Genomic DNA, 24,862 nt, shown 5'->3' with positions numbered 1-24,862 from the left:
GAATTTTAAAGGGATAGCGAACTTTTTATGGCAGGAAACCCATCAATAAGATTAAACAAGGTACTCAGGGAATTGAACATTTCACTGGATCGTGCCGTGGATTATCTAGCTTCTCAGGGACATGAGGTAGAAGCAAGGCCCACGACAAAGATCAGTGATGAAGTGTACCAAGTACTGTTAGATGAGTTCCAGACCGATAAGAGCAAAAAGGTAGCTTCAAAAGAGGTGGCCGAAGAGAAGCTCAAAGAAAAGGAAGCACTCCGTATTCAGATAGAGCAAGAGCAAGAAGAGCGTCGTCTGGCACGTGAAAAAAGGAGTGGCACTGCCGAGGTAATCAAGGCAAAAGCAGAACTTTCAGGACCCAAAACGGTAGGTAAAATAGACCTCGAAAAAAAGCCTGAACCAAAGGTTGAGGAAAAGCCCAAGGCCAAGGTTGAAGAAAAACCCAAAGAGGTTGTAAAGCCTGAGCCCAAAGAGGTCAAAAAAGAAGTTGAACCTGCTCCCAAGCCCCAGGCCATTGAAACGCAGTACCAAAAACTTTCGGGGCCAAAGATTACCGGAGATAAAATCGATCTTTCGAAATTCGACAAACCAAAAAAGAAAAAAGAGGAGAGCAAACCCGATGCTGCTGCTGACAGAAAAAAACGCAGAAAGCGTATTGTGAGCAAAACCGCTTCCGATAAGGCCGCCAACGGCAAAGCCAGAAGGGGTCAAAAGGGGCAGCGTTTCAGTGCCCCAAAGGTAGAGCCCACAGAAGAAGAAGTGCAAAAGCAGGTGCGTGAAACCCTTGAAAAACTCCAAGGAAAATCAAGCAAGGGCAAGGGCGCAAAATACAGAAGGGAAAAGAGAGACCTCCACCGCCAACAGACAGAAAAAGATCTAGAGCAGCAAGAACTCGAGAGCAAGATATTGAAAGTGACCGAGTTTGTGACCGTGAACGAGGTCGCCACTATGATGGACGTCTCGACTACAGAGATCATCTCGGCCTGTATGTCACTGGGTATCATGGTGACCATGAACCAAAGACTTGATGCCGAAACGCTCAGCATTGTCGCTGAAGAGTTTGGTTACGAGGTAGAATTTGTGACCGCCAAGATTGAAGAGGCCATCGAAGTTGAAGAAGACAATCCTGAAGATTTGAAGCCAAGGGCTCCCATTGTCACGGTGATGGGCCACGTTGATCACGGTAAGACCTCTTTGCTCGATTACATCAGAAAAGAAAATGTCATCGCTGGTGAAAGTGGGGGTATCACCCAGCATATCGGCGCCTATGGTGTCACATTGGAAGGTGGACAAAAAATCACTTTTCTTGATACACCGGGCCACGAAGCGTTTACCGCGATGCGTGCCAGAGGTGCCCAAGTAACCGATATTGCCATTATTGTAGTGGCTGCCGATGATGATATCATGCCCCAGACCAAAGAGGCCATTAGCCACGCCCAGGCGGCCGGGGTGCCGATTGTCTTTGCCATCAACAAGATAGACAGGCCTACTGCGAATCCAGATAAGATCAAAGAAGGATTGGCCGGCATGAATTTGCTTGTGGAAGATTGGGGAGGTAAAATTCAATCACACGATATTTCGGCCAAAACAGGTGAGGGCATAAATGAGTTGCTTGAGAAAGTACTGTTGGAAGCTGAATTGCTTGAGTTGAAAGCCAATCCTGACAAGTTGGCCAATGGTACCGTGGTGGAAGCCTTTTTGGACAAAGGCCGTGGATATGTCTCTACGGTTCTGGTACAAGAAGGTACCCTTAAAATAGGCGATTACCTTTTGGCGGGTACCCATAGCGGTAAGATCAAGGCAATGCACGATGAGCGTGGAAAGAATGTGAAGCAAGTGAGCCCTGCCACCCCTATCTCGGTATTGGGATTGGATGGTGCCCCGCAGGCTGGTGACAAGTTCAATGTACTTGAAGATGAGCGTGAAGCCAAACAGATCGCCGCAAAACGCTCCCAGTTACAGCGTGAGCAGTCGGTCAGGACACAGCGTCATATTACATTGGATGAAATCGGAAGACGTATCGCGCTTGGCGAATTCAAAGAACTGAACATTATTTTGAAGGGAGATGTCGATGGTTCCGTTGAAGCGTTGACCGATTCTTTCCAAAAACTTTCCACCGATGAGATTCAGGTAAACATTATCCATAAGGGTGTCGGTGCCATAACAGAATCAGATGTATTGTTGGCAAGTGCTTCCGATGCCGTCATTATCGGCTTCAATGTACGACCCATGGGCAATGCCCGCGATATAGCCGAAAAAGAAGAGATCGACATCAGAACCTACTCGATCATCTATGATGCCATCAACGACTTGAAAGATGCGATGGAAGGCATGTTGTCACCTGAAATCAAGGAAGAAGTAACGGGTACGGCCGAAGTGCGCGAAACGTTCAAGATTTCTAAGATCGGAACCATTGCAGGTTGTATGGTGACCAGTGGTAAAATCTTTAGAAATTCCCAGATTCGCCTCATCAGGGATGGCGTGGTCATCTTTACAGGTGAGCTGGCCTCGCTGAAACGCTTCAAAGATGACGTGAAAGAAGTGGCAAAAGGTTATGATTGCGGTATTCAGGTCAAGAACTACAATGATGTCAAAGAGGGTGATACCCTAGAAGCTTTCCAAGAGGTGGCCGTCAAGAAAAAACTGTAAGCCTTATCGATTCATTGGGCCACAGTTCTTATGTGGACCAACATAGAAAATCAGCGCGAGTCACTTTCGGGTTTGAGCAACATGGCACTCGGATATTTTTTTCGCACTTCCAGAAACTTGCGTTCGGCCTCAAGTTTTGTTTTGAAACGGCCCAAACGCACACGATAGGTAGGGGACTCAAACTCGATTTTGGAATACCATCCGGGAAAATCGATATCGACCTGTGATTTCAGATTTTGGGCTTTTTCGTAACTGCCGAACCCTACTTGAATTTGATAGAATTCCGCTTTTGAATTGACCGATTTATAGACGGTCATCAGCTTGTCGATTCGTTCATCTTGTTGAATGTTCACAGTGCCCTCTTGGGCCTTTGCAATGAAGAAAAAACCCAATGCAAATGCAACTGTGGCAAAGGTTTTTGAGATATTTTTCATGTAAATGGAACTATAAGAAAACAAAAATAATTCTTTGAGCCTTAAACAAACTTTTTTCATCTTATTTAGAATAGTTATAAATTGTATATTATAAATACCTTAACATTTAAAAAATACGGCCTATGTCGTATTTTTGACAGCAATTTGGGCCGCGGTAATGCTAACAAGCACAGTATCAATAGTAATTATCGTGCCACAGTCTATTAGAATTTACGCTAATATGAAAAAGGTTTTACACCGCATTCAATTTTCAACGGTTTTAGGTCTAAGTTTATTTCTTTTCTTTCTTATTTCAAATCCAGTTTTGGCGCAAGAAGATGCCGAGGCAGCGACTGTGGAAGCAGCTTCTGATGAAGGCCCCTGTGGACCGGGTGACCCTGTCAAGGGAAAACAGCTGTTCAACCAGAACTGTGCCGCTTGTCATGCATTGGATAGAAAGATGACGGGCCCGGCTTTGGCCAATGCCACCACGAGGTTGATGGAAGAAGAGGGACTGGACTGTGATTGGATATACAGTTGGATCAAAAACAGTCCGGGCATGATCGCATCTGGCGATGACTATGCCAATAGAATTTATAACGAATACAACCAAGCGGCGATGACCGCTTTTCCAACGCTCAGCGACCAGGATATCAATGATATCATTGCTTACACAGAAGCGCCGCCACCAGCCCCTGTAGCACAAGCTGAAACCGCAGATGCCGGAGCCACGGCAGAAACATCGGGCGGTGTTTCAAATGAAATGGTATTGGGCGCTTTGATACTTATTTTAGCCCTTTTGGTGCTCATGCTGATTTTGGTGAACCGAACCTTGAAACGTATCGCTGAAGCCAATGGGGTGGCACTTGAGAAGGAAAAAGAAAAGCGCATCCCGATTTGGAAAGCTTTTGTGCAAAATCAATTCTTGGTTTTGGTATCGGTGATCTTTCTGCTTTTGGCAAGCGCTTATTATGCCTTTGCGTGGATGATGCAAATAGGTATCGATCAAGGATATGCCCCTGTTCAGCCCATCCATTATTCCCATAAGATCCATGCCGGCGATAACAAAATCGAATGTAAGTACTGTCACTCTTCGGCAAGAACATCAAAGCATTCTGGCATTCCTTCATTGAATGTATGTATGAATTGTCATAAGTCGATTTATGAGTACAAGGGCAATCCTGAAGGGCCCAGTGCCGAAGATTTGGCCAATGGTTATACCAATGAGTTCTATACCAACGAAATCAAAAAATTGTATAAGGCAGTGGGCTGGGATGAAGAAAACCAACGCTACACGGGCGAGACCCAACCTATAGAATGGGTGCGGATACACAACCTGCCCGATTTTGCCTATTTCAACCACTCACAGCACGTATCGGTTGCCGGTATTGAATGCCAGACCTGTCATGGCCCGGTTGAAGAAATGGAGATCATGTACCAATATTCACCCCTTACCATGGGTTGGTGCATTGATTGTCACCGTGAGACCAATGTAAAATTGGCCGATAACCCGTACTATGAAAAAATACACGCCGAATTGTCCAAAAAATATGGAGTTGAGCAGTTGACGGCAGCGCAGATGGGGGCATTGGAGTGTGGTAAGTGTCACTATTAATCAAGAAGAAGTTATTTCAGTTATATGGCATCAAACAAGAAATATTGGAAGAGTGAAGCGGAGTTGAATCCGAACGATTCCATTGTTGAGACGCTTAGACAGAATGAATTCGTTGAAGAAATTCCGGTTGACGAGTTTTTGGGTGATAAAGAGAATTTGTCGGCTACCAACACGAACCGAAGGGATTTTTTGAAATACGTGGGTTTCAGTACCGCTGCGGCTTCTTTGGCCGCCTGCGAAGGGCCGGTAAGAAAGTCCATTCCCTATGTGGTGCAGCCCGATAGAATAGTGCCCGGTGTCGCCAATTATTATGCTACCACCATCGCCGACGGATTTGATTTTGCCAGTATTTTGGTGAAGACCCGAGAGGGCAGGCCCATTAAAATAGAGAACAATACCGAGGCCAAGGTCAAAGGTAGTGCCAATGCAAGGGTACAGGCCTCTGTGCTTTCGCTGTACGACAGTAAAAGGGTGCAAGGGCCAATGGCCAATGGAGAGCCCATTGAGTGGGATGTTCTTGATGCCACGGTAAGGGCAAAATTGAACGCCCTCAAAAACTCGAACCAAAAAGTGGCATTGCTCACACAGACCTATGCGAGCCCATCGACAGAACGATTGGTAGCTGAATTTTCAGAAGCCTATGGCAATGTCGACCATGTGGTCTATGATGCCATTTCTGAGGATGCGGCCCTGAATGCCTTTGAAGCCGCATATGGTGAAAGGGCACTGCCAGACTATGATTTTTCACAAGCAGGTCTCATTGTTTCTTTCGGTGCAGATTTCTTGGCCGATTGGCAAGGTGGCGGTTATGACGATGGTTATGCAAAAGGTCGTGTTCCAAAGAACGGAAAGATGTCGAAGCATATCCAGTTAGAGTCCAATATGTCACTGACCGGTGCCAATGCCGATAAACGAATTCCGCTGACACCGACCCAACAGAAAATTGCCTTGGCAAAACTGTACGGCAAGCTCAATGGAAGCAGTGTGGGAGGAGGGACATCTGAGGTTGATGGTGCAGTTGATGCCATCGCCATGCAAATACGCAAAGCAGGTAGCAAAGCCGTAGTTATCACAGGTTTAGATGATGTAAATGCCCAGACAGTTGTACTCGCCATCAACAAAATGTTGGGAAGCGTGGCATTTGATGCCGAAAACCCAAAATATATCCGCCAAGGAAATACCGCAAAAATCAACCGTTTGATCGGTGAAATGAATGCCGGTCGCATCGGTCTTTTGATAATGGACGGAGTCAATCCCGTGTATACATTGCCCAATGCCGATGAATTTGTTGCCGGCCTTGACAGGGTAGATGTTTCGGTAAGCTTTTCATTCAATAATGATGAAACGGCCCAATCGTCTGATTATGTTGCTGCCGCTCCCCATTATTTAGAATCTTGGGGCGATGCACAATTCAAGAAAGGGCATTATACTTTGGCGCAGCCCACTATTAGAGAGCTGTTCGATACCCGACAGTTTCAGACAGCTTTGCTAAAGTGGATGGATAGTGACAAAACCTATTACGATTACCTTCGTGAAACATGGGAAACGAACATTCTCAATGGCGGTAGTTGGAACCAAGCCTTGCACGATGGGGTTTTTGCCCAGGGAGATATAAGTGTTGAAGCTGAAGAAGGTGCCCAACAACAGGCAAACCCAGAAGAAACTTCTGAAGAAAATGTAGAATCTACTATTGTTTCTATCGCTTCAGCCGTTCGTTCGTTGGCCAATGCGACAAGCGGCGGTACCGAACTGGTGCTGTATTCGAAAGTGGGCATGGGTGACGGTCGTCAGGCGAACAATCCTTGGTTGCAAGAATTTCCCGATCCCATTTCAAGGGTTTCTTGGGATAACTATATGACCGTTTCAAAAGCCGATGCCGAAAAGTGGGGCTTTGAGAATTGGAACGTGGCCAATGGAGGTTTGAACGGAAGCTATGCAAAGTTGACCGTTGATGGTGCAACCATTGATGGCGTGCCCGTGATCATACAGCCGGGGCAGGCCGTCGGAACCATAGGTCTTTCCTTTGGGTATGGCAAGCAAGCCGGTATGAAAGCTGACATGCGAACAGGTGTAAACGCCTACAAGCTGTACAAAGAATTCAACAATGTACAATCGGTTACGATTGAAAAAGCATCGGGCGAGCATGAGTTTGCCTGTATACAGCTGCACAATACCCTAATGGGTCGTGGCGATATCATCAAAGAGACCACACTTGAAATATTCAATACCAAAGACCATAGCGAGTGGAATCCGATTCCTGTAGTGTCATTGAACCATAACGAGGTTCCTGCCACTTCGGTCGATTTATGGGATGAGTTTGATAGAAGCATTGGGCACCATTTCAACATGTCGATTGATTTGAATGCCTGTACGGGTTGTGGTGCCTGCGTGATTGCCTGTCATGCCGAGAACAATGTTCCGGTGGTCGGTAAAAAAGAGGTGCGATTGTCTCGCGATATGCATTGGTTGCGTATCGATAGGTACTATTCGTCAGAAGAAACGTTCAGTGAAGACGTTGACACAAAAGATACCGCCGAGGGAGGGTATAGGAACACCATGCTCGAGTTGGAAAACCCGTCTGCGAACCCGCAGGTGGCCTTTCAGCCGGTCATGTGCCAGCACTGTAACCATGCCCCATGCGAGACCGTATGTCCGGTAGCGGCAACATCGCACAGCCGACAAGGGCAAAACCACATGGCCTACAATCGATGTGTGGGTACACGCTATTGTGCCAACAACTGTCCATATAAAGTTCGAAGGTTCAACTGGTTCCTCTACAGTGACAATGACGAGTTTGATTACAATATGAACAACGATCTTGGCAAGATGGTTCTAAACCCTGATGTGAATGTTCGCTCAAGAGGGGTGATGGAAAAATGCTCGATGTGTATCCAAATGACACAAAAGACCATTTTGGACGCTAAGAGAGAAGGCCGCCAAATCAAAGATGGTGAGTTCAAAACTGCATGTTCTGCAGCTTGTAGCTCAGGTGCCATTGTATTTGGTGACGTGAACGACAAAGAAAGCGAAGTGGCCAAGTTGAAAGAAGATGATAGAATGTACCATCTGCTAGAGCATGTGGGTACTAAACCCAATGTGTTCTATCATGTAAAGGTCAGAAATATAGACGAGGCATAACAATAACCAAGTAAGCAACTAGAAGATACATTATGGCGTCGCATTACGAAGCACCTATTCGAAAACCCCTAGTACTCGGTGATAAGGGATATCACGACGTAACGGTTGATATAGCCGCTCCGGTAGAGGGAAAGGCGAACAAACAGTGGTGGATTGTCTTTACCATTGCCCTGTTGGCATTTCTTTGGGGTCTCGGATGCATCATTTATACGATTTCAACGGGTATCGGAGTTTGGGGACTCAACCGAACCGTTAACTGGGCCTGGGACATCACCAACTTTGTCTGGTGGGTAGGTATCGGTCACGCCGGTACGCTGATTTCAGCGGTACTTTTGTTGTTCAGGCAAAAATGGAGAATGGCCATTAACCGATCTGCTGAGGCCATGACCATCTTCTCGGTGATTCAAGCAGGGCTTTTTCCGATTATCCACATGGGGCGCCCATGGTTGGGGTATTGGGTGTTGCCAATTCCGAACCAGTTCGGGTCGCTTTGGGTAAACTTCAACTCACCCTTGCTCTGGGACGTATTTGCGATTTCTACCTACCTATCGGTTTCATTGGTCTTCTGGTGGACTGGACTGCTTCCTGATTTTGCGATGATTCGTGACAGGGCGGTAAAACCATTCCAAAAGAAAATATACAGCCTATTGAGCTTTGGATGGACAGGCCGTGCCAAAGACTGGCAACGTTTTGAAGAAGTGTCATTGGTATTGGCCGGTTTGGCCACACCGCTCGTACTTTCGGTGCATACCATCGTATCGTTCGACTTTGCCACCTCGGTGATACCCGGTTGGCACACCACCATCTTCCCTCCATACTTTGTTGCAGGGGCCATCTTCTCTGGCTTTGCCATGGTGCAGACCCTATTGATTATCATGAGAAAGGTATGCCATCTTGAGGCCTATATAACGGTACAACATATCGAACTGATGAACATCGTCATCATGATCACAGGGTCGATAGTGGGCTGTGCGTATATCACTGAGCTGTTCATCGCATGGTATTCTGGTGTGGAATACGAACAATATGCCTTCTTGAACAGGGCCACCGGGCCTTACTGGTGGGCCTATTGGTCGATGATGACCTGTAACGTGTTCTCACCACAGTTCATGTGGTTCAAAAAGTTGCGAACAAGCATTATGTTTTCGTTCTTCATTTCGATAGTGGTCAACATTGGAATGTGGTTCGAGCGTTTTGTGATCATCGTAACCTCATTGCACAGGGATTATTTGCCTTCATCGTGGACAATGTTCTCGCCGACCTTTGTCGATGTGGGCATTTTTATAGGCACCGTTGGATTTTTCTTTGTATTGTTCTTGTTGTATTCGAGAACGTTCCCCGTGATTGCCCAAGCAGAGGTAAAATCGATTTTGAAATCGTCGGGTGAGCGCTATAAAAGACTTCGAGAAGAGGGCAAGGCCATGTACCAAATGCCTTCTGCGAAGAAAGAAGTGAAAAAAGCTGAAGTTCAAGAAACAGAAGATAAGTCAAAAGACGTATCGACCTTGCTCGACTCATTGGGGACCTTTGATCCCGAAACGGATACCCCCGATGATTTGAAGAAAGTAAAAGGTATCGGTCCGCAAATGGAAAAAGCACTGAACCAGATCGGCATTTATTCTTTCGAGCAGGTCAGCCGAATGACCGAGAAAGAATACGATCTATTAGATTCGATCACAGGCTCTTTCCCGGGTAGGGCACAAAGAGATGACTGGGCCGGTCAGGCGCAAGAACTAAAAAACAAAAAGTAGTTATGGCTTCAAAGGTTATACACGCACTTTACAATGACGATGACATCTTGATGAAGGCCGTCAAAGAAGTCAGGTCGGCACACCATCATATAGAAGAGGTATATACACCTTTTCCCGTGCATGGGCTCGACAAAGCGATGGGGCTGGCCGATACCCGAATTGCCATCACATCGTTTATGTACGGCTGCCTTGGGCTGACCGTGGCAATCGTGATGATGAACTATATGATGATTCAAGACTGGCCGCAAGATATTGGGGGCAAACCAAGTTTTACTTATTTGGACAATATGCCGGCCTTCGTGCCCATTATGTTCGAGATGACAGTTTTCTTTGCCGCCCACTTGATGGTGATCACATTTTACTTACGAAGCAAGATGTGGCCTTTCAAAAAAGCTGAAAATCCTGATATACGAACCACCGATGACCATTTTTTAATGGAAGTGGGGGTGCACGACAACGAAAAGGAATTGACAGAACTGCTTTGGGAAACCGGTGCTGTCGAAGTCAATACTATAGAAAAATAGGGGTAAGATATGAAGCAGTTGGTAAAGATAACATCGATTTTGGCTCTCGTTCTTGCAATATCGGCCTGTGCTGATAAGAACGAGCCCAATTACCAGTTTATGCCCAATATGTACGAACCGGTAGGTTACGAAACATATGAGGGTGTTGACAATGGTCTTTTTCCCGAAGGTACTGCGGCCCTTCAGCCCGCTGAGAATACCATTTCGAGGGGGTGGATGCCCTACGGGTTCGAAAATACCCCAGAGGGGCGCGAGTTGGCAAGAGAACAACAAAGCCCTTTAGATTCATTGGCGATGGAAGATAACTTGGCCAAGGGAGCAGAGTTGTACGCGATTTACTGCGCTGTTTGCCATGGAAACAAAGGTGATGGACAAGGAACTTTGGTGAAACGTGAAAAAATTCTAGGCGTTCCCAGTTATGCCGATGCTGGTAGGGACATTACGGTAGGTAGCAGCTATTATGTGATGTACTATGGGCTGAACTCAATGGGCTCTTATGCATCCCAGTTCGCAAATGAAGAAGAAATGTGGCAGGTGGCCGAATATGTCATGAAATTAAAGCAAGACTTAACAAAATAGTAGAAGAGGTTATGTACACGTTCTCAAACAGACTCAAGATAGGATCTTTTATACTGATGGCACTTGGAGTCATTTGTCTTGCAACGGGCTTTTTGAGTGCCCCAAGTACGGTTGAGGAGGCCAAAGAAATGGTCGCTGCCGCACATCATGATGGCCATGGAGGTGACCACGGGGAAACCGTTGCCCATCATGATGAGGGCCACGATGCCTCACATGATGAGCATCTCTTGCACCAATTGCAGAACCGGCCTTGGGCGGCATTATATACCGCTGCTTTCTTTTTCTTCATGATCGCCTTGGGCGTATTGGCCTTTTATGCCGTTCAACGTGCGGCCCAAGCAGGTTGGTCCCCAATGCTCTTCAGGGTCATGGAGGGCATTACCGCTTATCTGGTGCCCGGTGGGATCATTGTTTTTGTGATTCTCGTATTATCGGTATTGCATATGAACCATCTATTTGTTTGGATGGATGCCGACGTGGTCGCACACGATAAATTGCTACAAGGTAAAGCCGGTTATCTGAATCCGACGTTCTTTTTGATACGTGCTGCCCTGTTTTTGGGTGGATGGATTTTCTACCGCGAATACTCAAGAAGACTCTCGTTGGCACAGGATGAATCAGATGATATTTCAAATTTCAAAAAGAATTTCAGGATCTCTGCCGGATTCTTGGTATTCTATCTCGTCACCGAGTCCATGATGTCTTGGGACTGGATTATGAGCCTTGACCCGCACTGGTTCAGTACCTTGTTTGGCTGGTACGTCTTTGCAAGCATGTTCGTTTCAGGCATTACGGTGATTGCCATGGTGACCGTTTATCTAAAGTCAAAAGGATACTTGACCGAAGTCAACGATAGTCACATTCATGATTTGGCAAAGTTCATGTTCGGGATCAGTATTTTCTGGACCTATCTTTGGTTTGGCCAGTTCATGCTGATATGGTACGCCAATATTCCCGAAGAGGTGACCTACTTTGTTACAAGAATTGAAGATTATAAACTGCCTTTCTTCGGTATGTTGGCCCTTAACTTCATATTTCCTTTGTTGATATTGATGAATAGTGATTATAAGCGGGTTAACTGGTTTGTGATCATGACCGGTATCATTATTTTGGTGGGCCATTACCTAGATGTTTTCAATATGGTCATGCCGGCCACCGTAGGCGATCAATGGGGAATAGGCATTTCAGAGATCGGAGGCATCCTTTTCTTTGCCGGGTTGTTTATTTTCTGGGTGTTCACGGCCATGACAAAAGCACCTTTACAACCCAAGAGAAATCCATTTCTTGAAGAAAGCAGACAGTTTCACTATTAACAATACGTAAGCGCAAGAAAGAGATACAATGACAACACTATTGATATTGACAGTTTTGGTTTTGGTGGCCATTGCAATTTGGCAAATGACCAAGATTTTTGAATTGTCACAACTAAGGGCCGAGACCTCGAAATCAGAAATTGCCGATGATGGTGATAACAATAGCAATGGTTATCTGATGTTTGGCTTTTTGATTTTTATCTATGGCATCACCATTTTCAGTTTCGCCAAGTACTCGAAAGTGCTATTGCCAGAGGCAGCTTCTGCACATGGCGGGGGTTATGATACGCTGATGTGGGTGTCTTTTGCCATCATCTTCTTTGTTCAGTTCATTACACAGGCATTATTGCACTACTATGCATATAAGTATCGGGGCAAAAAGGGAAAAAAAGCACTTTTCTTTGCAGATAATGACCGATTGGAGTTTATATGGACCATCATTCCCGTGATCGTTCTTGCAGGATTGATCATCTGGGGGCTTTATTCTTGGACCAATATCATGGATGTCAATGAAGAAGACGACCCCTTGATCATTGAGCTATATGCACAACAATTCAATTGGACAGCCAGATACGCAGGTGAAGACAACGTATTGGGCGATGCCAGTGTGCGGCTGATCGATATCAACAAGGCCAATGTGCTCGGCATTGATGAGGCCGACCCCAACGGCACAGATGATGTCATTGTAAAAGAACTGCACCTTCCGGTAGGTAGAAAGGTGAATTTCATGATGCGATCACAAGATGTACTGCATTCGGCCTATATGCCACACTTCAGGGCGCAGATGAACTGTGTACCGGGCATGATTACCCAGTTTTCGTTCACGCCCACCATAACTACTGAGCAGATGCGTTTAAACCCTGATGTGGTCGAAAAAGTGAAAAGAACAAACGCCCTTAGGGCCGAATGGGCTGCTGAAGGGCGACCTGATTCAGACCCTTGGGAATTTGATTATGTTCTACTGTGCAACAAGATTTGCGGTAAGTCGCACTATAATATGCAGATGAAGATCATTGTTGAAACAGAAGAAGAGTTCAACAAATGGATGGCCGAACAAAAGACCTTTGCCGAAACCCTCTTGTCTGATGAACCTGAAACCGAGGTAACACCTGCAGCAACTGGCGAAGCAGAAGAGATTCTTGAAGAAGTCGCAGTAGAAGTGATAGAAGAATAAAAATTGGAAAAAGAATAATAATATAAAAAGATTATGTCTGCAGCAGCGCACAATCATAACGATGGACACGGACATGATGACCATGGGCATCATCATAAAGAGACCTTCATAACCAAATACATCTTTAGCCAAGACCATAAGATGATTGCCAAGCAATACTTCATAACAGGTGTTTTGGTAATGGGTTTTATAGGCATCGCGATGTCATTGCTTTTTAGAATGCAGTTGGCTTGGCCAGGTGAATCATTCCCAATACTTGAGACATTTCTCGGTAAATGGGCACCTGATGGGGTGATGGATGCGGACATGTACTTGGCCTTGGTCACCATTCACGGTACCATAATGGTATTTTTCGTGCTGACCCAAGGGCTGAGCGGAACGTTCAGCAATTTGTTGATTCCGTTGCAGATAGGGGCAAGGGATATGGCCTCAGGTTTTCTGAACATGCTTTCGTATTGGATGTTCTTTACCTCATCTGTCATCATGCTGATCTCGCTATTTGTCGAGGCAGGTCCTGCAGCAGCAGGTTGGACGATTTATCCACCGCTTAGCGCCCTGCCCATGTCACAGCCCGGTTCGGGCATGGGTATGACCTTATGGTTGGTGTCAATGGCCATATTCATTGCATCGTCCCTTTTAGGCTCATTGAATTACATCGTTACCATATTGAATCTGAGAACCAAGGGTATGTCGATGACCAGATTGCCCTTGACCATATGGGCGTTCTTTGTTACCGCAATAATCGGGGTCATTTCATTTCCTGTTTTATTGTCAGCGGCTTTACTATTGATAATGGACAGAAGTTTTGGCACTTCGTTCTTCCTTTCCGATATCTTTATTCAAGGCGAGGTGTTGCACTATCAGGGCGGATCGCCCGTGTTGTTCGAGCACCTTTTCTGGTTCTTGGGGCACCCTGAGGTCTATATCGTGATTTTACCGGCGATGGGCATTGTGTCAGAAGTGATGTCGGTCAATGCCCGGAAACCGATTTTCGGATATCGTGCGATGATTGCCTCCATACTGGCCATTGCGTTTCTTTCGACCATTGTTTGGGGGCACCACATGTTCATCTCAGGGATGAATCCCTTCTTGGGATCTGTCTTTACCTTTACCACATTGTTGATTGCAATTCCATCTGCCGTAAAGGCCTTCAACTGGATTACCACCTTATGGAAAGGAAACCTACAGTTGAACCCTGGTATGTTGTTCTCGATCGGTATGGTGTCGACTTTTATAACAGGAGGTCTGACCGGTATCATTTTGGGTGACAGTGCTTTGGATATCAATGTGCATGATACGTACTTCGTTGTGGCACACTTTCATTTAGTGATGGGTATTTCAGCTTTGTATGGAATGTTCGCCGGGGTTTACCATTGGTTCCCGAAAATGTTCCAAGGGCGCATGATGAGCAAGAATCTAGGCTATATCCACTTTTGGATAACGGCCATTGGATCTTACGGAATTTTCTTTCCCATGCACTTCGTGGGCATGGCAGGGGTGCCGAGAAGATACTATCAGAACACCGCATTTCCCATGTTCGATGAATTGACCGATGTTCAGGTGTTGATGACGGTGTTTGCCATTATCACCGCAGGTGCACAATTGGTATTTGCCTATAACTTCATAAGAAGTATTTTCTACGGTAAGAGAGGGCCCCTTAATCCGTGGAAAGCCACTACGCTAGAGTGGACCGCACCACAAGAGCATATACACGGTAACTGGCCGGGCGCGATACCTCATGTACATCGTTGGGCATATGACTATAGCAAGACATATGAAAATGGAGAGTACATTATTCCAGATCAAGACTTTGTGCCGCAGACCGTACCATTACAAGAGAACGAAGAAGAACTCAACCATTAGGTTTCAGTAATAACTGCAAGAACCCATCCCAGACGGATGGGTTTTTTGTTGGTGACTTTGGCACTGATATTGTTTCTCAATTTATATCTTTAAAAATATTAAGAGCCTGTCTGTCATGAAAAAACTCATTCTACCATTATTGTTGCTGTCAGTGATTTCATCAGTGGCCCAACGCAAACCAAAGATCAAGGGAAACCGCGTGGTGACCGAAGTGAATGATGAATTGCCCCCTTTCAATGCCATAGTGCTGAACGATGATTTGGATATTAAATTGAAAAAATCTTTCGGACCGGGCTATCGTATAGAAGCTGATGATAATTTGGTCGATATTCTGAAATTTAAGGTTGAAGACAGCACACTGGTCATTTCTTCCTTTTATACCGTAACATCGAAGAAAAAATTCAATATCACAATAGAATTCGATGAATTGAAAGCGGTGACGATGCGCGCAGGTAGTATTGTTTGTGAAGACATCATTTCAAACGATATAATGTACATAGATGCTTTCGGTGATTCAGAATTGAACCTAAAGGCCGATGCTTCGGTTTTGGATTTGAACATGGAAGATGCCAGTTCTGGTGACTTCAATCTCGATGTTGATTCGTTGAACATCAACCTCAAGAGCAGGGCAAAACCTTCGATCTATACGGTCAATGGCGTTACCAGGTTACAGGTGCAAGACAATGCCAATATTGTACTTGAGGGTACTTCTGATGATTTGGTTGCAGCGGTACACGGAAATGCAAAACTGAAAGGCGAACGAATGGAAGCCGCATCGATCAAGTTAACCGTTCAAGAATCGGCAAATGTCAATGTATATGCCTATCGCGATTTAGAACTGAGCTCAAAGGGCAATGCCAGGACCTATCTATACGGAACACCAAAAATCACGGTTTTGGAATTTTTGGATACTTCCCAATTGATCAAAAAAAACTAATCGGCTATCGGGGCTGTCAATAGTTGGTCAGGTATGCCGAAACCTTCGACCAAAGCGTTGATATGTGGCCTGAGCTCAGTGCTCAAACGCTCGACCCGTTGTCGTATGGCCTTTGATTTGGTACTGCCAAAATACCCTTGCTCCAAATACCAAGAGGCATTTTTTCGAATGATCGATAGTCCATGAAGGGCACCCAGTTGGTACATCAACTCTTTATGGTCACCATCATCCATCTTAACGACAAAATCATAATACCATTTCATGGCCAGGGCATCGCTATAGGCCCTGCCCAATTCGATGAGATGGGTCTGTACCTTTAGAAAAGCTTGATAACTGGGCATTCCTTTTTTGATGTAATTTCTGATGCGCATGGCAGCGGTGTAGGTCAGCCTTCGTAATCTGAAATCAAGGGCATGTAAATGAAACTTATGGTTGTAGAGATGGGTACTGTCAACTTTATTGACGTAAGCGGGATTGATGGTCGCGAACCTATCGGAGATTCTTGTGCCCAGTAGTTTCAGAACACTTACAAAACCACCAGAATTCAATTCTGATTTGAAATCGGAAAGTACACCCTTGGCGCAAAGTTGTAAAAGCACCGTATTATCACCTTCAAAAGTGGTGAAAATATCAGTATCGTTCTTAAGGTCGGCAATTCGATTTTCAAGCAGATATCCCTTACCGCCACAAGCTTCACGACATTCTTGGATCGTCTCTGTCGAAAAGTGGGTAACGGTCGCTTTCAGCCCGGCCACTTGGGTTTCTATTTTTCTTTTGTCTTTATGTTCACTTTGGGCATAGTCTTGCATGGCCCTTTGGAGTACAATGTGATACACGTAGGCCGAGGCGACTTTAGGTATCAGTCGAAGTTGATGACTGGGGTAATCTATCAACAAATCTTCCTGTATTTTGATATTATCATTGAACTGTCTTCTTTTCAGGGCGTACTTGGTAGTGATGGTAAGCGCCATTTTAGACCCGGCCAAAGCACCCTTTGCCACACAGATGCGCCCCCCGACCAGTGTGCCCAACATGGTAAAAAAGCGTTTGTTGGCATTTTTGATTTCAGATCGGTACTTACCATTTTGATCAATGCTTCCATACCTGTCCAGTAGGTTTTCAACGGGAACTTTTGCCTGATTGAACCATATTTTACCGTTATCGACACCATTTAGGCCCAGTTTATGGCCGTTATCATCAATATGGATGCCTTCCAATAACTCGTGATTATCATTTCTCAACGGCACCAGAACGGCATGTACGCCCATAGTTTTTCCAGCTACGATCAATTGTGCAAAAACCGTGGCCATGGTGGCATGCAGGGCATTGCCAATATATTCTTTGTTGTCATTTTTGCCCGGGGTATGAATGACCAAGGCCCGGTCACCATGTACATAGGTGGCCGTGGTTTTAATGCCCCGCACATTACTACCGTGACCTGTTTCGGTCATGGCAAAACAGCCCAACAGTTTGCCCGAACCTGTATCTTCAAGATACAGATCATGGTGTTTTTTACTGCCCAAATGATGTACACTACCACCAAAAAGGCCGAATTGCACGCCGAACTTGACCGCCAAACTGCCATCTACATACATCAGATGCTCAAAAATGGTGGCATAGCTTTCAATGTTTTCCTTACCGCCATACGCCCTGGGATAGGCCAAGGCACCCCACCCATGTGATGACAAGACTTTTAGTTGCTCCAATACCTTTGAACGGGCCTCTTCTTTGTCGCGTAGAATTTCCCATTTAAAAATGGGCTGCTCCAAAAATTCCCTGAAAACTTTTAGCTCATTTTCATATGCTGCGTTGAGCAAGATGTCGATTTTCGATCCGTCGTAGTGGTTTGAGAAGGGTTGATGCACCACTTCTACATTGAAAAGATGGTTGTAGTGATTGGGCTGAATACCCAAATTGCGTTCAATCTCTTGTAGCTGCTCGTTGGGTTTACCGTGACCGCCATAAAACTGAGCCACTTTTTGCGAAAATGTCTCCAAGGGATAGATTTCACTCTCGATTAAGGTAACATGGCTTTCGGTGATCAGTTGCTGCCATTTTTTGATCTCCCCATCTTTTGGCGGATTTTCCTTATCCAACCAAGACCCTAGTATTGTTTTATCATCATCAGACAATGATTCGTCCGATTCAAATGCTTGTCTTACTACTTGTACTTCTGAGGCCGATAAAAGGTCGTCAGACCAAATGACATAGTAAAAGGGGATGTACGGTAAGAGCCCCTCACTATAGGTAGTTGTGCCCATAAGGTGAAAATACAATAATTCAGCATACGGTTTTGCCGCCTCCCATTTAAAAATCTTATGGCGTAATTACGTTATATTTGTTTTGCATGAACGAATATTTAGATCCCACAGGCGAACAGTACTCACAAGAAGAGCTCGATATTGAAAGAGCCCTTAGGCCCATTTCTTTTGACGATTTTACGGGCCAAGAACAGGTGTTGGAAAACCTTAAGGTATTTGTACAGGCTGCGAATCTTCGTGGTGAAGCGTTGGACCATACCCTTTTTCATGGCCCCCCTGGCCTTGGGAAGACGACACTTGCCCATATTTTGGCGAATGAGTTGGGTGTGGGCATCAAAGTGACTTCCGGTCCGGTATTGGACAAACCAGGCGATTTGGCCGGATTGCTTACCAATTTAGAAGAACGTGATGTGTTGTTCATTGATGAAATCCACCGGTTGAGTCCGATAGTGGAAGAGTACCTGTACTCGGCCATGGAAGATTATAAAATCGATATCATGATCGAAACGGGTCCGAATGCCCGCTCGGTACAGATCAATTTGGCGCCTTTTACGTTGATAGGTGCCACCACCCGTTCAGGTTTGTTGACCGCCCCAATGCGTGCCCGTTTTGGCATTACCAGTCGATTGGAGTATTATGACACCGAATTGCTTTCAACCATTGTACAGCGTAGTGCCGATATTTTGAAAGTGCCCATTACCAATGACGCAGCTATTGAAATTGCCGGTCGCAGCCGTGGTACTCCCAGAATTAGCAATGCCTTATTGAGAAGGGTGCGCGATTTTGCCCAGATAAAAGGCGATGGCAATATCGATTTGGATATTTCAAGGTTCGCACTCAAGGCCTTGAACGTCGATGCCCATGGCCTCGATGAGATGGACAATAAAATTCTGACCACCATAATCGATAAATTCAAAGGGGGTCCGGTCGGCATTACCACCTTGGCGACAGCGGTCTCAGAAAGTGCCGAGACCATTGAAGAGGTCTATGAGCCCTTTTTGATCCAACAGGGCTTTATCATGCGCACTCCCCGCGGCCGTGAAGTAACAGAGTTGGCCTATAAACATTTGGGTAGAATCAAGGGAGGAGACCAACAAGGGTTGTTTTAAGACTTTTGCATTTTATGCCTATCAATGTTGTTTTCTAACGCTATCTGGTGAAATTCAATAACACAAAGTTAAGGGCATTGCGCCCATCAGATATTGCCTCCATGGCGAAACTTGCCAATAACAAAAAGATATGGAACAATGTTAGGGACCATTTTCCACATCCCTATTCCGAAAGAGACGCTGAAGCCTTTCTAAAATTACAGAATGAAGAAGTTCAACAAAACTTTGCCATTGAATACAATGGTCAATTCTGCGGAGTCATCGGCTTGATTCTACAAAAAGATGTTTACAGTAAGTCTGCTGAGCTTGGCTATTGGATTGGTGAACCATTTTGGAATAGGGGCATTGCCAGTAAGGCTGTAGAATTAATCTTGAAATATGGCTTTGAAGACTTAAAATTGGCACGGATTTTTGCGAATACCTTTGAATTCAATGTAGCTTCAATGAAGGTTTTAGAAAAAAACGGATTTTATAAAGAGGGCATCGCGAAAAAGGCAGTCTTTAAAAACGGGAGTTTTTGGGACGAGCATCGCTATGCATTGTTAAGCTAAGCTTCTGTTTTTTCTTATTAATGCCTTGGTTCTGAACCATTTTTGCTATTAATTGAACCATTTTTTTTATTTTCAGTAGCAAAAGTTCCCTTTCTTTAAAAAACCAAGAACATTTTGAATCAAAAGTGATATGCCCATTTACATGGACCGACATATCGTACCGGGAATTGAGGCCAAGCATGCGGCACAGGCACATCGTGAAGATTTGTTGATACAAGATGAATATGGCTGTCGTTGCATGACCTATTGGGTCTATGAAGATCGGGGCAGTGCCTTCTGCCTAATCGATGCTCCAAATGAAGAGGCTGTCAAGAAAATGCACGATAGGGCACATGGCCTTATCCCCTATGAAATTGTTCAGGTGAACAGTAACGTGGTAGAGGCCTTTTTGGGCCGGGTAACGGATCCCGAGGGATATTACGATTCCGATGACCCCAATCTCAAAATTTTCAATGACCCGGCTTTTCGCATCATTTTGGTTGCCCAAGCCGAGGATTCTCGACTGTTGAAAAACCAAATGGGAGCCAAAAAAGCGGAAAAATTGCTGGTACTTTACCATGAAATCATTCGGGATCAGGTAAATGAAAACCAAGGCCGTGAGGTAGAGCTGAAAGGAGAACGGTTTATCGCCTCTTTTGTATCGGTCACCCAAGCTGTCGCCTGTGCTGCAGCAGTGCAAAAAGGGCTTCATGTGGCCGGTGAGTTGATAAATTTGCGAATGGCCCTCAATGCCGGAATGCCGGTCACAAAAGATAAGAGCATTTTTGGAGATGTCATTAGAATGGCAGAATACCTGTGTCGGACGGGTACACCCAATCAGACGGTATTGGCTTCCATTATCAATGAGCTTTATAAAGATGATGGCCAGCACAACATCAATGACGAAGCTGCCTTCACATCTATTTCACCGGCAAATGAGAATGTGCTGCAACTGATATTTGATGTGTTGTGGGATAACCATGCAAACCCACAATTCGGTATGCAGGATTTCTGTAAAAAAACAAGTATGAGCAAATCAAAACTCTATCGCCAAAGCAAGGCAATTTTGGGGTTGTCGCCCAATGAAATGCTACGGGAGTATAGACTGAAAAAATCACTTGAACTGCTCAAGACCGACCGAAACATTGCCCAAACCACTTTTGACTGTGGTTTTGGCAGCCCTTCATACTTCACCAAATGCTTTCAAGAACGGTTTGGTATGTCTCCCTTGGCATACCAAAAGGCCATGTAGACCTGAACCATTTTTCTCATTTCTTGGTTCGGGAGTACTATTTTTCTATGGCGTAGCAATTTAGTTTTGAGGAAGTTAAATCCTTAAAAGCTAAATCATGAAAAAATGTAATGTATTGATGGCAGCCCTTCTGGGATGTCTTTTTTTTCACGGGGCGGTCAATGCCCAAGAACAAGAAGTGATCTACACCAAAATGGCAAAGGCAAAAAATGAAAAAACCACAATGAAAACGTATTTGATCGAACGTGAAATTCCCAATGCGGGGCAATTGACCGCTGAAGAACTTAAAGGCATCTCCCAAAAATCATGTTCAGTGTTGAAAGAAATGGGAGCCGGAATAGAGTGGTTGCACAGCTATGTGACCGATGATAAGGTGTATTGTGTCTACAAAGCCGAAAGCCAAGATTTGATTCGGGAACATGCCGAAAAAGGGGGCTTTCCTGTGAATTCGGTACAAGAAATGTCAACGAAAATAAGTCCCGCTACCGCTAACGAATAACCGTCAGAAAGAGAGTCATTCACTACATCAAAACCGAAGTCAGGCACCTCGGTTTTTTAATCAGTAATTTATTTTCTTAAATTAAACTGATTAACCTCAATCCATTTAGTACGGATGCCTTTATTCATGGATTTTCATAAAATTGAAGATGATGCATTTACCGAAGAAGATGCATACAAAGGGCATTTGCGGGATGTGGCCGTTCAGAACAAACATGGCCTAGTGTACAAGCGGTATTATCTGAATCTGGAACAAGGAGCCATTTTTTGTTTGATGGAGAGCCCGAATAGGAAAGCATGTGTTGAAAGTCATAAGGAGGCCCATGGTGTAGGAGCTTGCAATGTCATTGAAGTCTCAACAGAAAATGAATTTCTGCCATTCATGGGTGAGGGTCTACAAAATGAGCAAGATCTGGCATTGACACTATCAGGTGATATAGATAGTGGTTATCGAACACTGGTACTTGTTGACATAGTTGATTTTTCAAAAAATTCAGAGGCATGGAAATCCAAATTGATAGCGATTGTAAAGAAAAACAAGGGTAGTATTGTAAAATTGCCCAAGCAAAGTATCATGACTTCCTTTATTGATGCCCATGATGCCGTTGTGTGCGCTCTTGAAATTCATATTATGCTCAAAGCTTTAGAGGGAAAACTCGAATTCAGTTTTGGTATTGCTACAGGAAAACCGGTAGATGAACATAGCAATGATTTGTTCGGGGAGACCAAAAAAGTGGTCAGGGTACTTTCTAGATTGGGGAATAACGGAAAAATCTTTATCGATTTACCCACTAAAAATACTGTCGAATTGACCAACAAAAAAGTGTCTACTGATTCTGATGTCGTAGTTTTTTTTGATGATTCAGGTTATTCCGTACTTGAACGGTTAGATAAAATACTGGAATCAAATTTTAATGATGCCTCATTCAAAACCGAAAATTTTCGACAAGAATTTGGACTGAGTAAAACACAATTGCACAGAAAGATGCAAGCTTTAACTGGCCTCAGTCCAAACAAAATACTTACTGAATTCCGACTGAAAAAAGCTATAAGGGCATTAAAAACGGGTGAAAAGACCGTAGCGGAAGTGGCCTACGATTGTGGTTTCAATAGCCCTACCTATTTCACTCGGGTTTTTCGTAAACGATTTGATGTACTGCCCAATGTTTTTGGTAAAGCAGCTCGATAGTCTTGGAATTTTATCAGAGAGTCAAAAAAGTTTCAACATTTGGAACAATTCTGACAGTTGCGGTTTTATTGACAGTGTAGTTTTAAGATGTAAATATTAGGATACAGCATATACTGTATTCGCTAGAACATTTTTAACTAGAGCCAAGACAAAGATGAAAAAAAGACAAACCAGAAAAACGACAACCCTATTTACAATAGCAATGATAATTTTGGTTGGATCGAACCTAAGGTCACAAAAGGTAGTACTTGAAACAGGCAAGTTCGAGGGGCAAACACATATCGCCAAAGAGAATTTTCCTAAAGATAAGATTATCAACATGGTCAATGGTTGGGGTGGAATGACAGTTGCAATCAATGAGCTAAAAGCTGGTACCGATTTTACTCCAATCTTAAAAGGATTGAAAGACGACCTATGTCAAGTACCCCATTGGGGCTATTTGGAAAAGGGAAAAATTCGAGTCATTAATAAAGAGGGCCAAACCGAGCAAATCGTTTCGGGAGAAGTTTTTTACATGCCACCGGGTCACACGCTTATCGTTGATGAAGATGCTATAATTATTGATTTTAGTCCTGAAAAGGAAATGATCAAACTGAATGACTTTGTTTTGGAAAAAATTTCTAAGATGCAAAGCGAAAATTAGAAAATGGAAATTGAAAAGTTGGCACAGAAAATTGATGGTCGTATTGTATTGCCGACCGATACTGAATATGATACTTTGCGAAGTATCTATAATGCAATGGTAGACAAACGGCCAAAACTATTTGTGAAGTGCAAAAACAAATATGATGTGGTACAGGCCATTCATTTTGCTAAAAATAACAGTTTGGAAATAGCTATTAAAGGGGGTGGGCACAATGGTGCCGGTTTGGCATTGGTAGAAAATGGTTTGGTAATTGACCTGAATGAAATGAAGTCCATTCAAGTTAATGTTGATAGCCTCAGGGCCGTAATTGAACCAGGAAATACCCTTGCCGATGTTGATAAAGCAACCCATGAGCATGGTCTGGCCTTACCCATTGGTGTGAATGGTTACACAGGTATTTCAGGATTGACATTGGGGGGCGGACTTGGGTTTTTAACAAGAAAGGCAGGTTTGACCATCGACCATCTGATTGAAGCTGAGGTCGTACTTGCATCAGGAGAAATTGTGACGGCCAACAAAAACACAAACCCAGATTTATTTTGGGCCTTACGAGGTGGTGGCGGAAATTTTGGCGTTGTGGTTTCATTCACGTTTAATTTGATTGCGATAAAGAATGTATTTGCCGGCCCCATGCTTTGGCCTTTGGAAAGTGCTGACGAAGTGATGAATTTTTATGACCATTTTACCAAGAATGCTTCGCAAGATCTCTATGGATTTTTTGCTTTTTTAACCGTGCCTGATGCAGAAGCATTTCCTGAATCGCTTCGAAATCAAAAAGTTTGTGGCGTTGTTTGGTGTTATACAGGGTCAATGGATGAAGTCGAAAAGGTTTTTAAACCAATACGAGAATTTGGCCCGCCTATACTCGATGCGGTAACCGAAATGCCCTTGCCGGCCTTGAACAGCCTTTTTGATTGGGCTTACCCACCTGGACTTCAGTGGTATTGGAAAGGCCACTACATGAATGAGCTTACAGATGAAAGTATAAAAGAACACCTAAAATTTGCGAATGCGATGCCTACAGCTAAGTCAACAATGCATTTGTATCCTGTCGATGGTAAAGCACATGAAGTAGCTTTAGAAGATACAGCTTGGGCACATCGCGATGTGAGATGGGTTCAGGTCATTATCGGAGTATCCGAAGACCCTAAAGACAAGAAGGTGATTAGAGATTGGTCGAGAAAATATTACGATGCCATGATTCCGTATAGCAGTGGAGGAGGGTATGTTAATTTTATGATGCACGAAGGTCAAAATCGTGTTAAACAAAGTTACAAGGGTAATTATGAGAGATTGAGAATCATTAAAAAGAAATACGATCCAGAAAACTTCTTCCACATGAATCAAAATATAGTGCCAAGTGCCTAATTTATGAAATGAAGATAGAAGTTTGCTATTTTGGAGATAGTACTATCTTC

At 44.3% G+C, this 24,862-nt stretch carries 19 protein-coding genes; 17 read left to right on the top strand and 2 right to left on the bottom strand.

Going from position 1 to position 24,862, the window contains the following annotated elements; all coding sequences use genetic code 11:
* Window positions 1-27 precede the first annotated feature (27 nt).
* Window positions 28-2,652 carry a translation initiation factor IF-2 gene (gene infB / locus L0P89_RS04010; RefSeq protein WP_235267111.1) on the top strand — a complete coding sequence of 875 codons (2,625 nt, stop codon included), beginning with the start codon at window positions 28-30 and terminating at the stop codon, window positions 2,650-2,652.
* 50 nt (window positions 2,653-2,702) lie between these two features.
* On the opposite strand, the gene L0P89_RS04005 is transcribed toward infB, so the two are convergent.
* Complete coding sequence (locus L0P89_RS04005) at window positions 2,703-3,086, bottom strand: SPOR domain-containing protein (protein WP_235267110.1); 384 nt, start codon at window positions 3,084-3,086, stop codon at window positions 2,703-2,705.
* A 220-nt stretch (window positions 3,087-3,306) separates the two neighbouring features.
* On the opposite strand from L0P89_RS04005, the gene L0P89_RS04000 reads away from it, so the two are divergent.
* The 9 genes from L0P89_RS04000 to L0P89_RS03960 all read left to right on the top strand — a co-directional run bounded on the left by L0P89_RS04000 (window position 3,307) and on the right by L0P89_RS03960 (window position 15,959).
* The gene (locus L0P89_RS04000; protein ID WP_235267109.1) at window positions 3,307-4,680 is read left to right on the top strand and encodes a c-type cytochrome; all 1,374 of its coding nucleotides are present in this window, start codon (window positions 3,307-3,309) and stop codon (window positions 4,678-4,680) included.
* A 24-nt stretch (window positions 4,681-4,704) separates the two neighbouring features.
* Complete coding sequence (locus tag L0P89_RS03995) at window positions 4,705-7,818, top strand: TAT-variant-translocated molybdopterin oxidoreductase (RefSeq protein WP_235267108.1); 3,114 nt, start codon at window positions 4,705-4,707, stop codon at window positions 7,816-7,818.
* 32 nt (window positions 7,819-7,850) lie between these two features.
* The gene (gene nrfD / locus L0P89_RS03990; protein ID WP_235267107.1) at window positions 7,851-9,569 is read left to right on the top strand and encodes an NrfD/PsrC family molybdoenzyme membrane anchor subunit; all 1,719 of its coding nucleotides are present in this window, start codon (window positions 7,851-7,853) and stop codon (window positions 9,567-9,569) included.
* A 2-nt stretch (window positions 9,570-9,571) separates the two neighbouring features.
* Complete coding sequence (locus L0P89_RS03985) at window positions 9,572-10,093, top strand: DUF3341 domain-containing protein (protein WP_235267106.1); 522 nt, start codon at window positions 9,572-9,574, stop codon at window positions 10,091-10,093.
* 9 nt (window positions 10,094-10,102) lie between these two features.
* Window positions 10,103-10,672, top strand: a complete 570-nt coding sequence (locus L0P89_RS03980) for a c-type cytochrome (protein WP_235267105.1) — start codon at window positions 10,103-10,105, stop codon at window positions 10,670-10,672.
* Window positions 10,673-10,683: 11 nt separating this feature from the next.
* Window positions 10,684-11,985, top strand: coding sequence for a quinol:cytochrome C oxidoreductase (locus L0P89_RS03975; RefSeq protein WP_235267104.1), 1,302 nt, complete (start codon window positions 10,684-10,686; stop codon window positions 11,983-11,985).
* A 28-nt stretch (window positions 11,986-12,013) separates the two neighbouring features.
* Window positions 12,014-13,159 (top strand): cytochrome c oxidase subunit II, encoded by a 1,146-nt coding sequence (locus L0P89_RS03970; protein ID WP_235267103.1) that lies wholly within the window; start codon window positions 12,014-12,016, stop codon window positions 13,157-13,159.
* Between the two features lie 33 nt (window positions 13,160-13,192).
* Window positions 13,193-15,022, top strand: coding sequence for a cbb3-type cytochrome c oxidase subunit I (locus tag L0P89_RS03965; RefSeq protein ID WP_235267102.1), 1,830 nt, complete (start codon window positions 13,193-13,195; stop codon window positions 15,020-15,022).
* A gap of 115 nt (window positions 15,023-15,137) precedes the next feature.
* Window positions 15,138-15,959, top strand: a complete 822-nt coding sequence (locus tag L0P89_RS03960) for a GIN domain-containing protein (protein ID WP_235267101.1) — start codon at window positions 15,138-15,140, stop codon at window positions 15,957-15,959.
* On the opposite strand, the gene L0P89_RS03955 is transcribed toward L0P89_RS03960, so the two are convergent.
* Window positions 15,956-18,220, bottom strand: coding sequence for an acyl-CoA dehydrogenase (locus tag L0P89_RS03955; RefSeq protein ID WP_235267100.1), 2,265 nt, complete (start codon window positions 18,218-18,220; stop codon window positions 15,956-15,958). The genes L0P89_RS03960 and L0P89_RS03955 overlap by 4 nt on opposite strands.
* Window positions 18,221-18,306: 86 nt before the next feature.
* Here L0P89_RS03955 and ruvB point away from each other — a divergent pair, with 86 nt between their 5' ends.
* The 7 genes from ruvB (at window position 18,307) to L0P89_RS03920 (ending at window position 24,812) form a co-directional block, all read left to right on the top strand.
* Window positions 18,307-19,329 (top strand): Holliday junction branch migration DNA helicase RuvB, encoded by a 1,023-nt coding sequence (gene ruvB, locus L0P89_RS03950; RefSeq protein ID WP_235267099.1) that lies wholly within the window; start codon window positions 18,307-18,309, stop codon window positions 19,327-19,329.
* A gap of 47 nt (window positions 19,330-19,376) precedes the next feature.
* Window positions 19,377-19,880 carry a GNAT family N-acetyltransferase gene (locus L0P89_RS03945; protein ID WP_235267098.1) on the top strand — a complete coding sequence of 168 codons (504 nt, stop codon included), beginning with the start codon at window positions 19,377-19,379 and terminating at the stop codon, window positions 19,878-19,880.
* Window positions 19,881-20,010: 130 nt separating this feature from the next.
* Complete coding sequence (locus tag L0P89_RS03940) at window positions 20,011-21,111, top strand: nickel-binding protein (protein WP_235267097.1); 1,101 nt, start codon at window positions 20,011-20,013, stop codon at window positions 21,109-21,111.
* A 97-nt stretch (window positions 21,112-21,208) separates the two neighbouring features.
* Entirely contained in the window at window positions 21,209-21,610 is a 402-nt protein-coding gene (locus tag L0P89_RS03935) for a DUF4242 domain-containing protein (protein ID WP_235267096.1), read from the top strand.
* A gap of 126 nt (window positions 21,611-21,736) precedes the next feature.
* Window positions 21,737-22,798 (top strand): nickel-binding protein, encoded by a 1,062-nt coding sequence (locus tag L0P89_RS03930; protein WP_235267095.1) that lies wholly within the window; start codon window positions 21,737-21,739, stop codon window positions 22,796-22,798.
* Between the two features lie 154 nt (window positions 22,799-22,952).
* Window positions 22,953-23,441 carry a hypothetical protein gene (locus L0P89_RS03925; protein ID WP_235267094.1) on the top strand — a complete coding sequence of 163 codons (489 nt, stop codon included), beginning with the start codon at window positions 22,953-22,955 and terminating at the stop codon, window positions 23,439-23,441.
* 3 nt (window positions 23,442-23,444) lie between these two features.
* The gene (locus L0P89_RS03920; protein ID WP_235267093.1) at window positions 23,445-24,812 is read left to right on the top strand and encodes an FAD-binding oxidoreductase; all 1,368 of its coding nucleotides are present in this window, start codon (window positions 23,445-23,447) and stop codon (window positions 24,810-24,812) included.
* Window positions 24,813-24,862: the final 50 nt, after the last annotated feature.

Source organism: Muricauda sp. SCSIO 65647, from assembly GCF_021534965.1.
Taxonomy (GTDB): domain Bacteria; phylum Bacteroidota; class Bacteroidia; order Flavobacteriales; family Flavobacteriaceae; genus Flagellimonas_A.
The sequence above is the reverse complement of the archived record's forward strand: the minus strand, read 5'-3'. Positions and strand labels throughout refer to the sequence as shown.

Coding starts and splice junctions, on each gene's coding strand:
- L0P89_RS03970 (WP_235267103.1), top strand. CDS start 12,014: ATGACAACACTATTGATATTGACAGTTTTGGTTTTGGTGGCCATTGCA.
- L0P89_RS03975 (WP_235267104.1), top strand. CDS start 10,684: ATGTACACGTTCTCAAACAGACTCAAGATAGGATCTTTTATACTGATG.
- L0P89_RS03960 (WP_235267101.1), top strand. CDS start 15,138: ATGAAAAAACTCATTCTACCATTATTGTTGCTGTCAGTGATTTCATCA.
- L0P89_RS03995 (WP_235267108.1), top strand. CDS start 4,705: ATGGCATCAAACAAGAAATATTGGAAGAGTGAAGCGGAGTTGAATCCG.
- L0P89_RS03980 (WP_235267105.1), top strand. CDS start 10,103: ATGAAGCAGTTGGTAAAGATAACATCGATTTTGGCTCTCGTTCTTGCA.
- L0P89_RS03985 (WP_235267106.1), top strand. CDS start 9,572: ATGGCTTCAAAGGTTATACACGCACTTTACAATGACGATGACATCTTG.
- infB (WP_235267111.1), top strand. CDS start 28: ATGGCAGGAAACCCATCAATAAGATTAAACAAGGTACTCAGGGAATTG.
- ruvB (WP_235267099.1), top strand. CDS start 18,307: ATGAACGAATATTTAGATCCCACAGGCGAACAGTACTCACAAGAAGAG.
- L0P89_RS03930 (WP_235267095.1), top strand. CDS start 21,737: ATGGATTTTCATAAAATTGAAGATGATGCATTTACCGAAGAAGATGCA.
- L0P89_RS03940 (WP_235267097.1), top strand. CDS start 20,011: ATGCCCATTTACATGGACCGACATATCGTACCGGGAATTGAGGCCAAG.
- L0P89_RS04005 (WP_235267110.1), bottom strand. CDS start 3,086: ATGAAAAATATCTCAAAAACCTTTGCCACAGTTGCATTTGCATTGGGT.
- L0P89_RS03925 (WP_235267094.1), top strand. CDS start 22,953: ATGAAAAAAAGACAAACCAGAAAAACGACAACCCTATTTACAATAGCA.
- L0P89_RS03935 (WP_235267096.1), top strand. CDS start 21,209: ATGAAAAAATGTAATGTATTGATGGCAGCCCTTCTGGGATGTCTTTTT.
- L0P89_RS03955 (WP_235267100.1), bottom strand. CDS start 18,220: ATGGGCACAACTACCTATAGTGAGGGGCTCTTACCGTACATCCCCTTT.
- L0P89_RS04000 (WP_235267109.1), top strand. CDS start 3,307: ATGAAAAAGGTTTTACACCGCATTCAATTTTCAACGGTTTTAGGTCTA.
- nrfD (WP_235267107.1), top strand. CDS start 7,851: ATGGCGTCGCATTACGAAGCACCTATTCGAAAACCCCTAGTACTCGGT.
- L0P89_RS03920 (WP_235267093.1), top strand. CDS start 23,445: ATGGAAATTGAAAAGTTGGCACAGAAAATTGATGGTCGTATTGTATTG.
- L0P89_RS03965 (WP_235267102.1), top strand. CDS start 13,193: ATGTCTGCAGCAGCGCACAATCATAACGATGGACACGGACATGATGAC.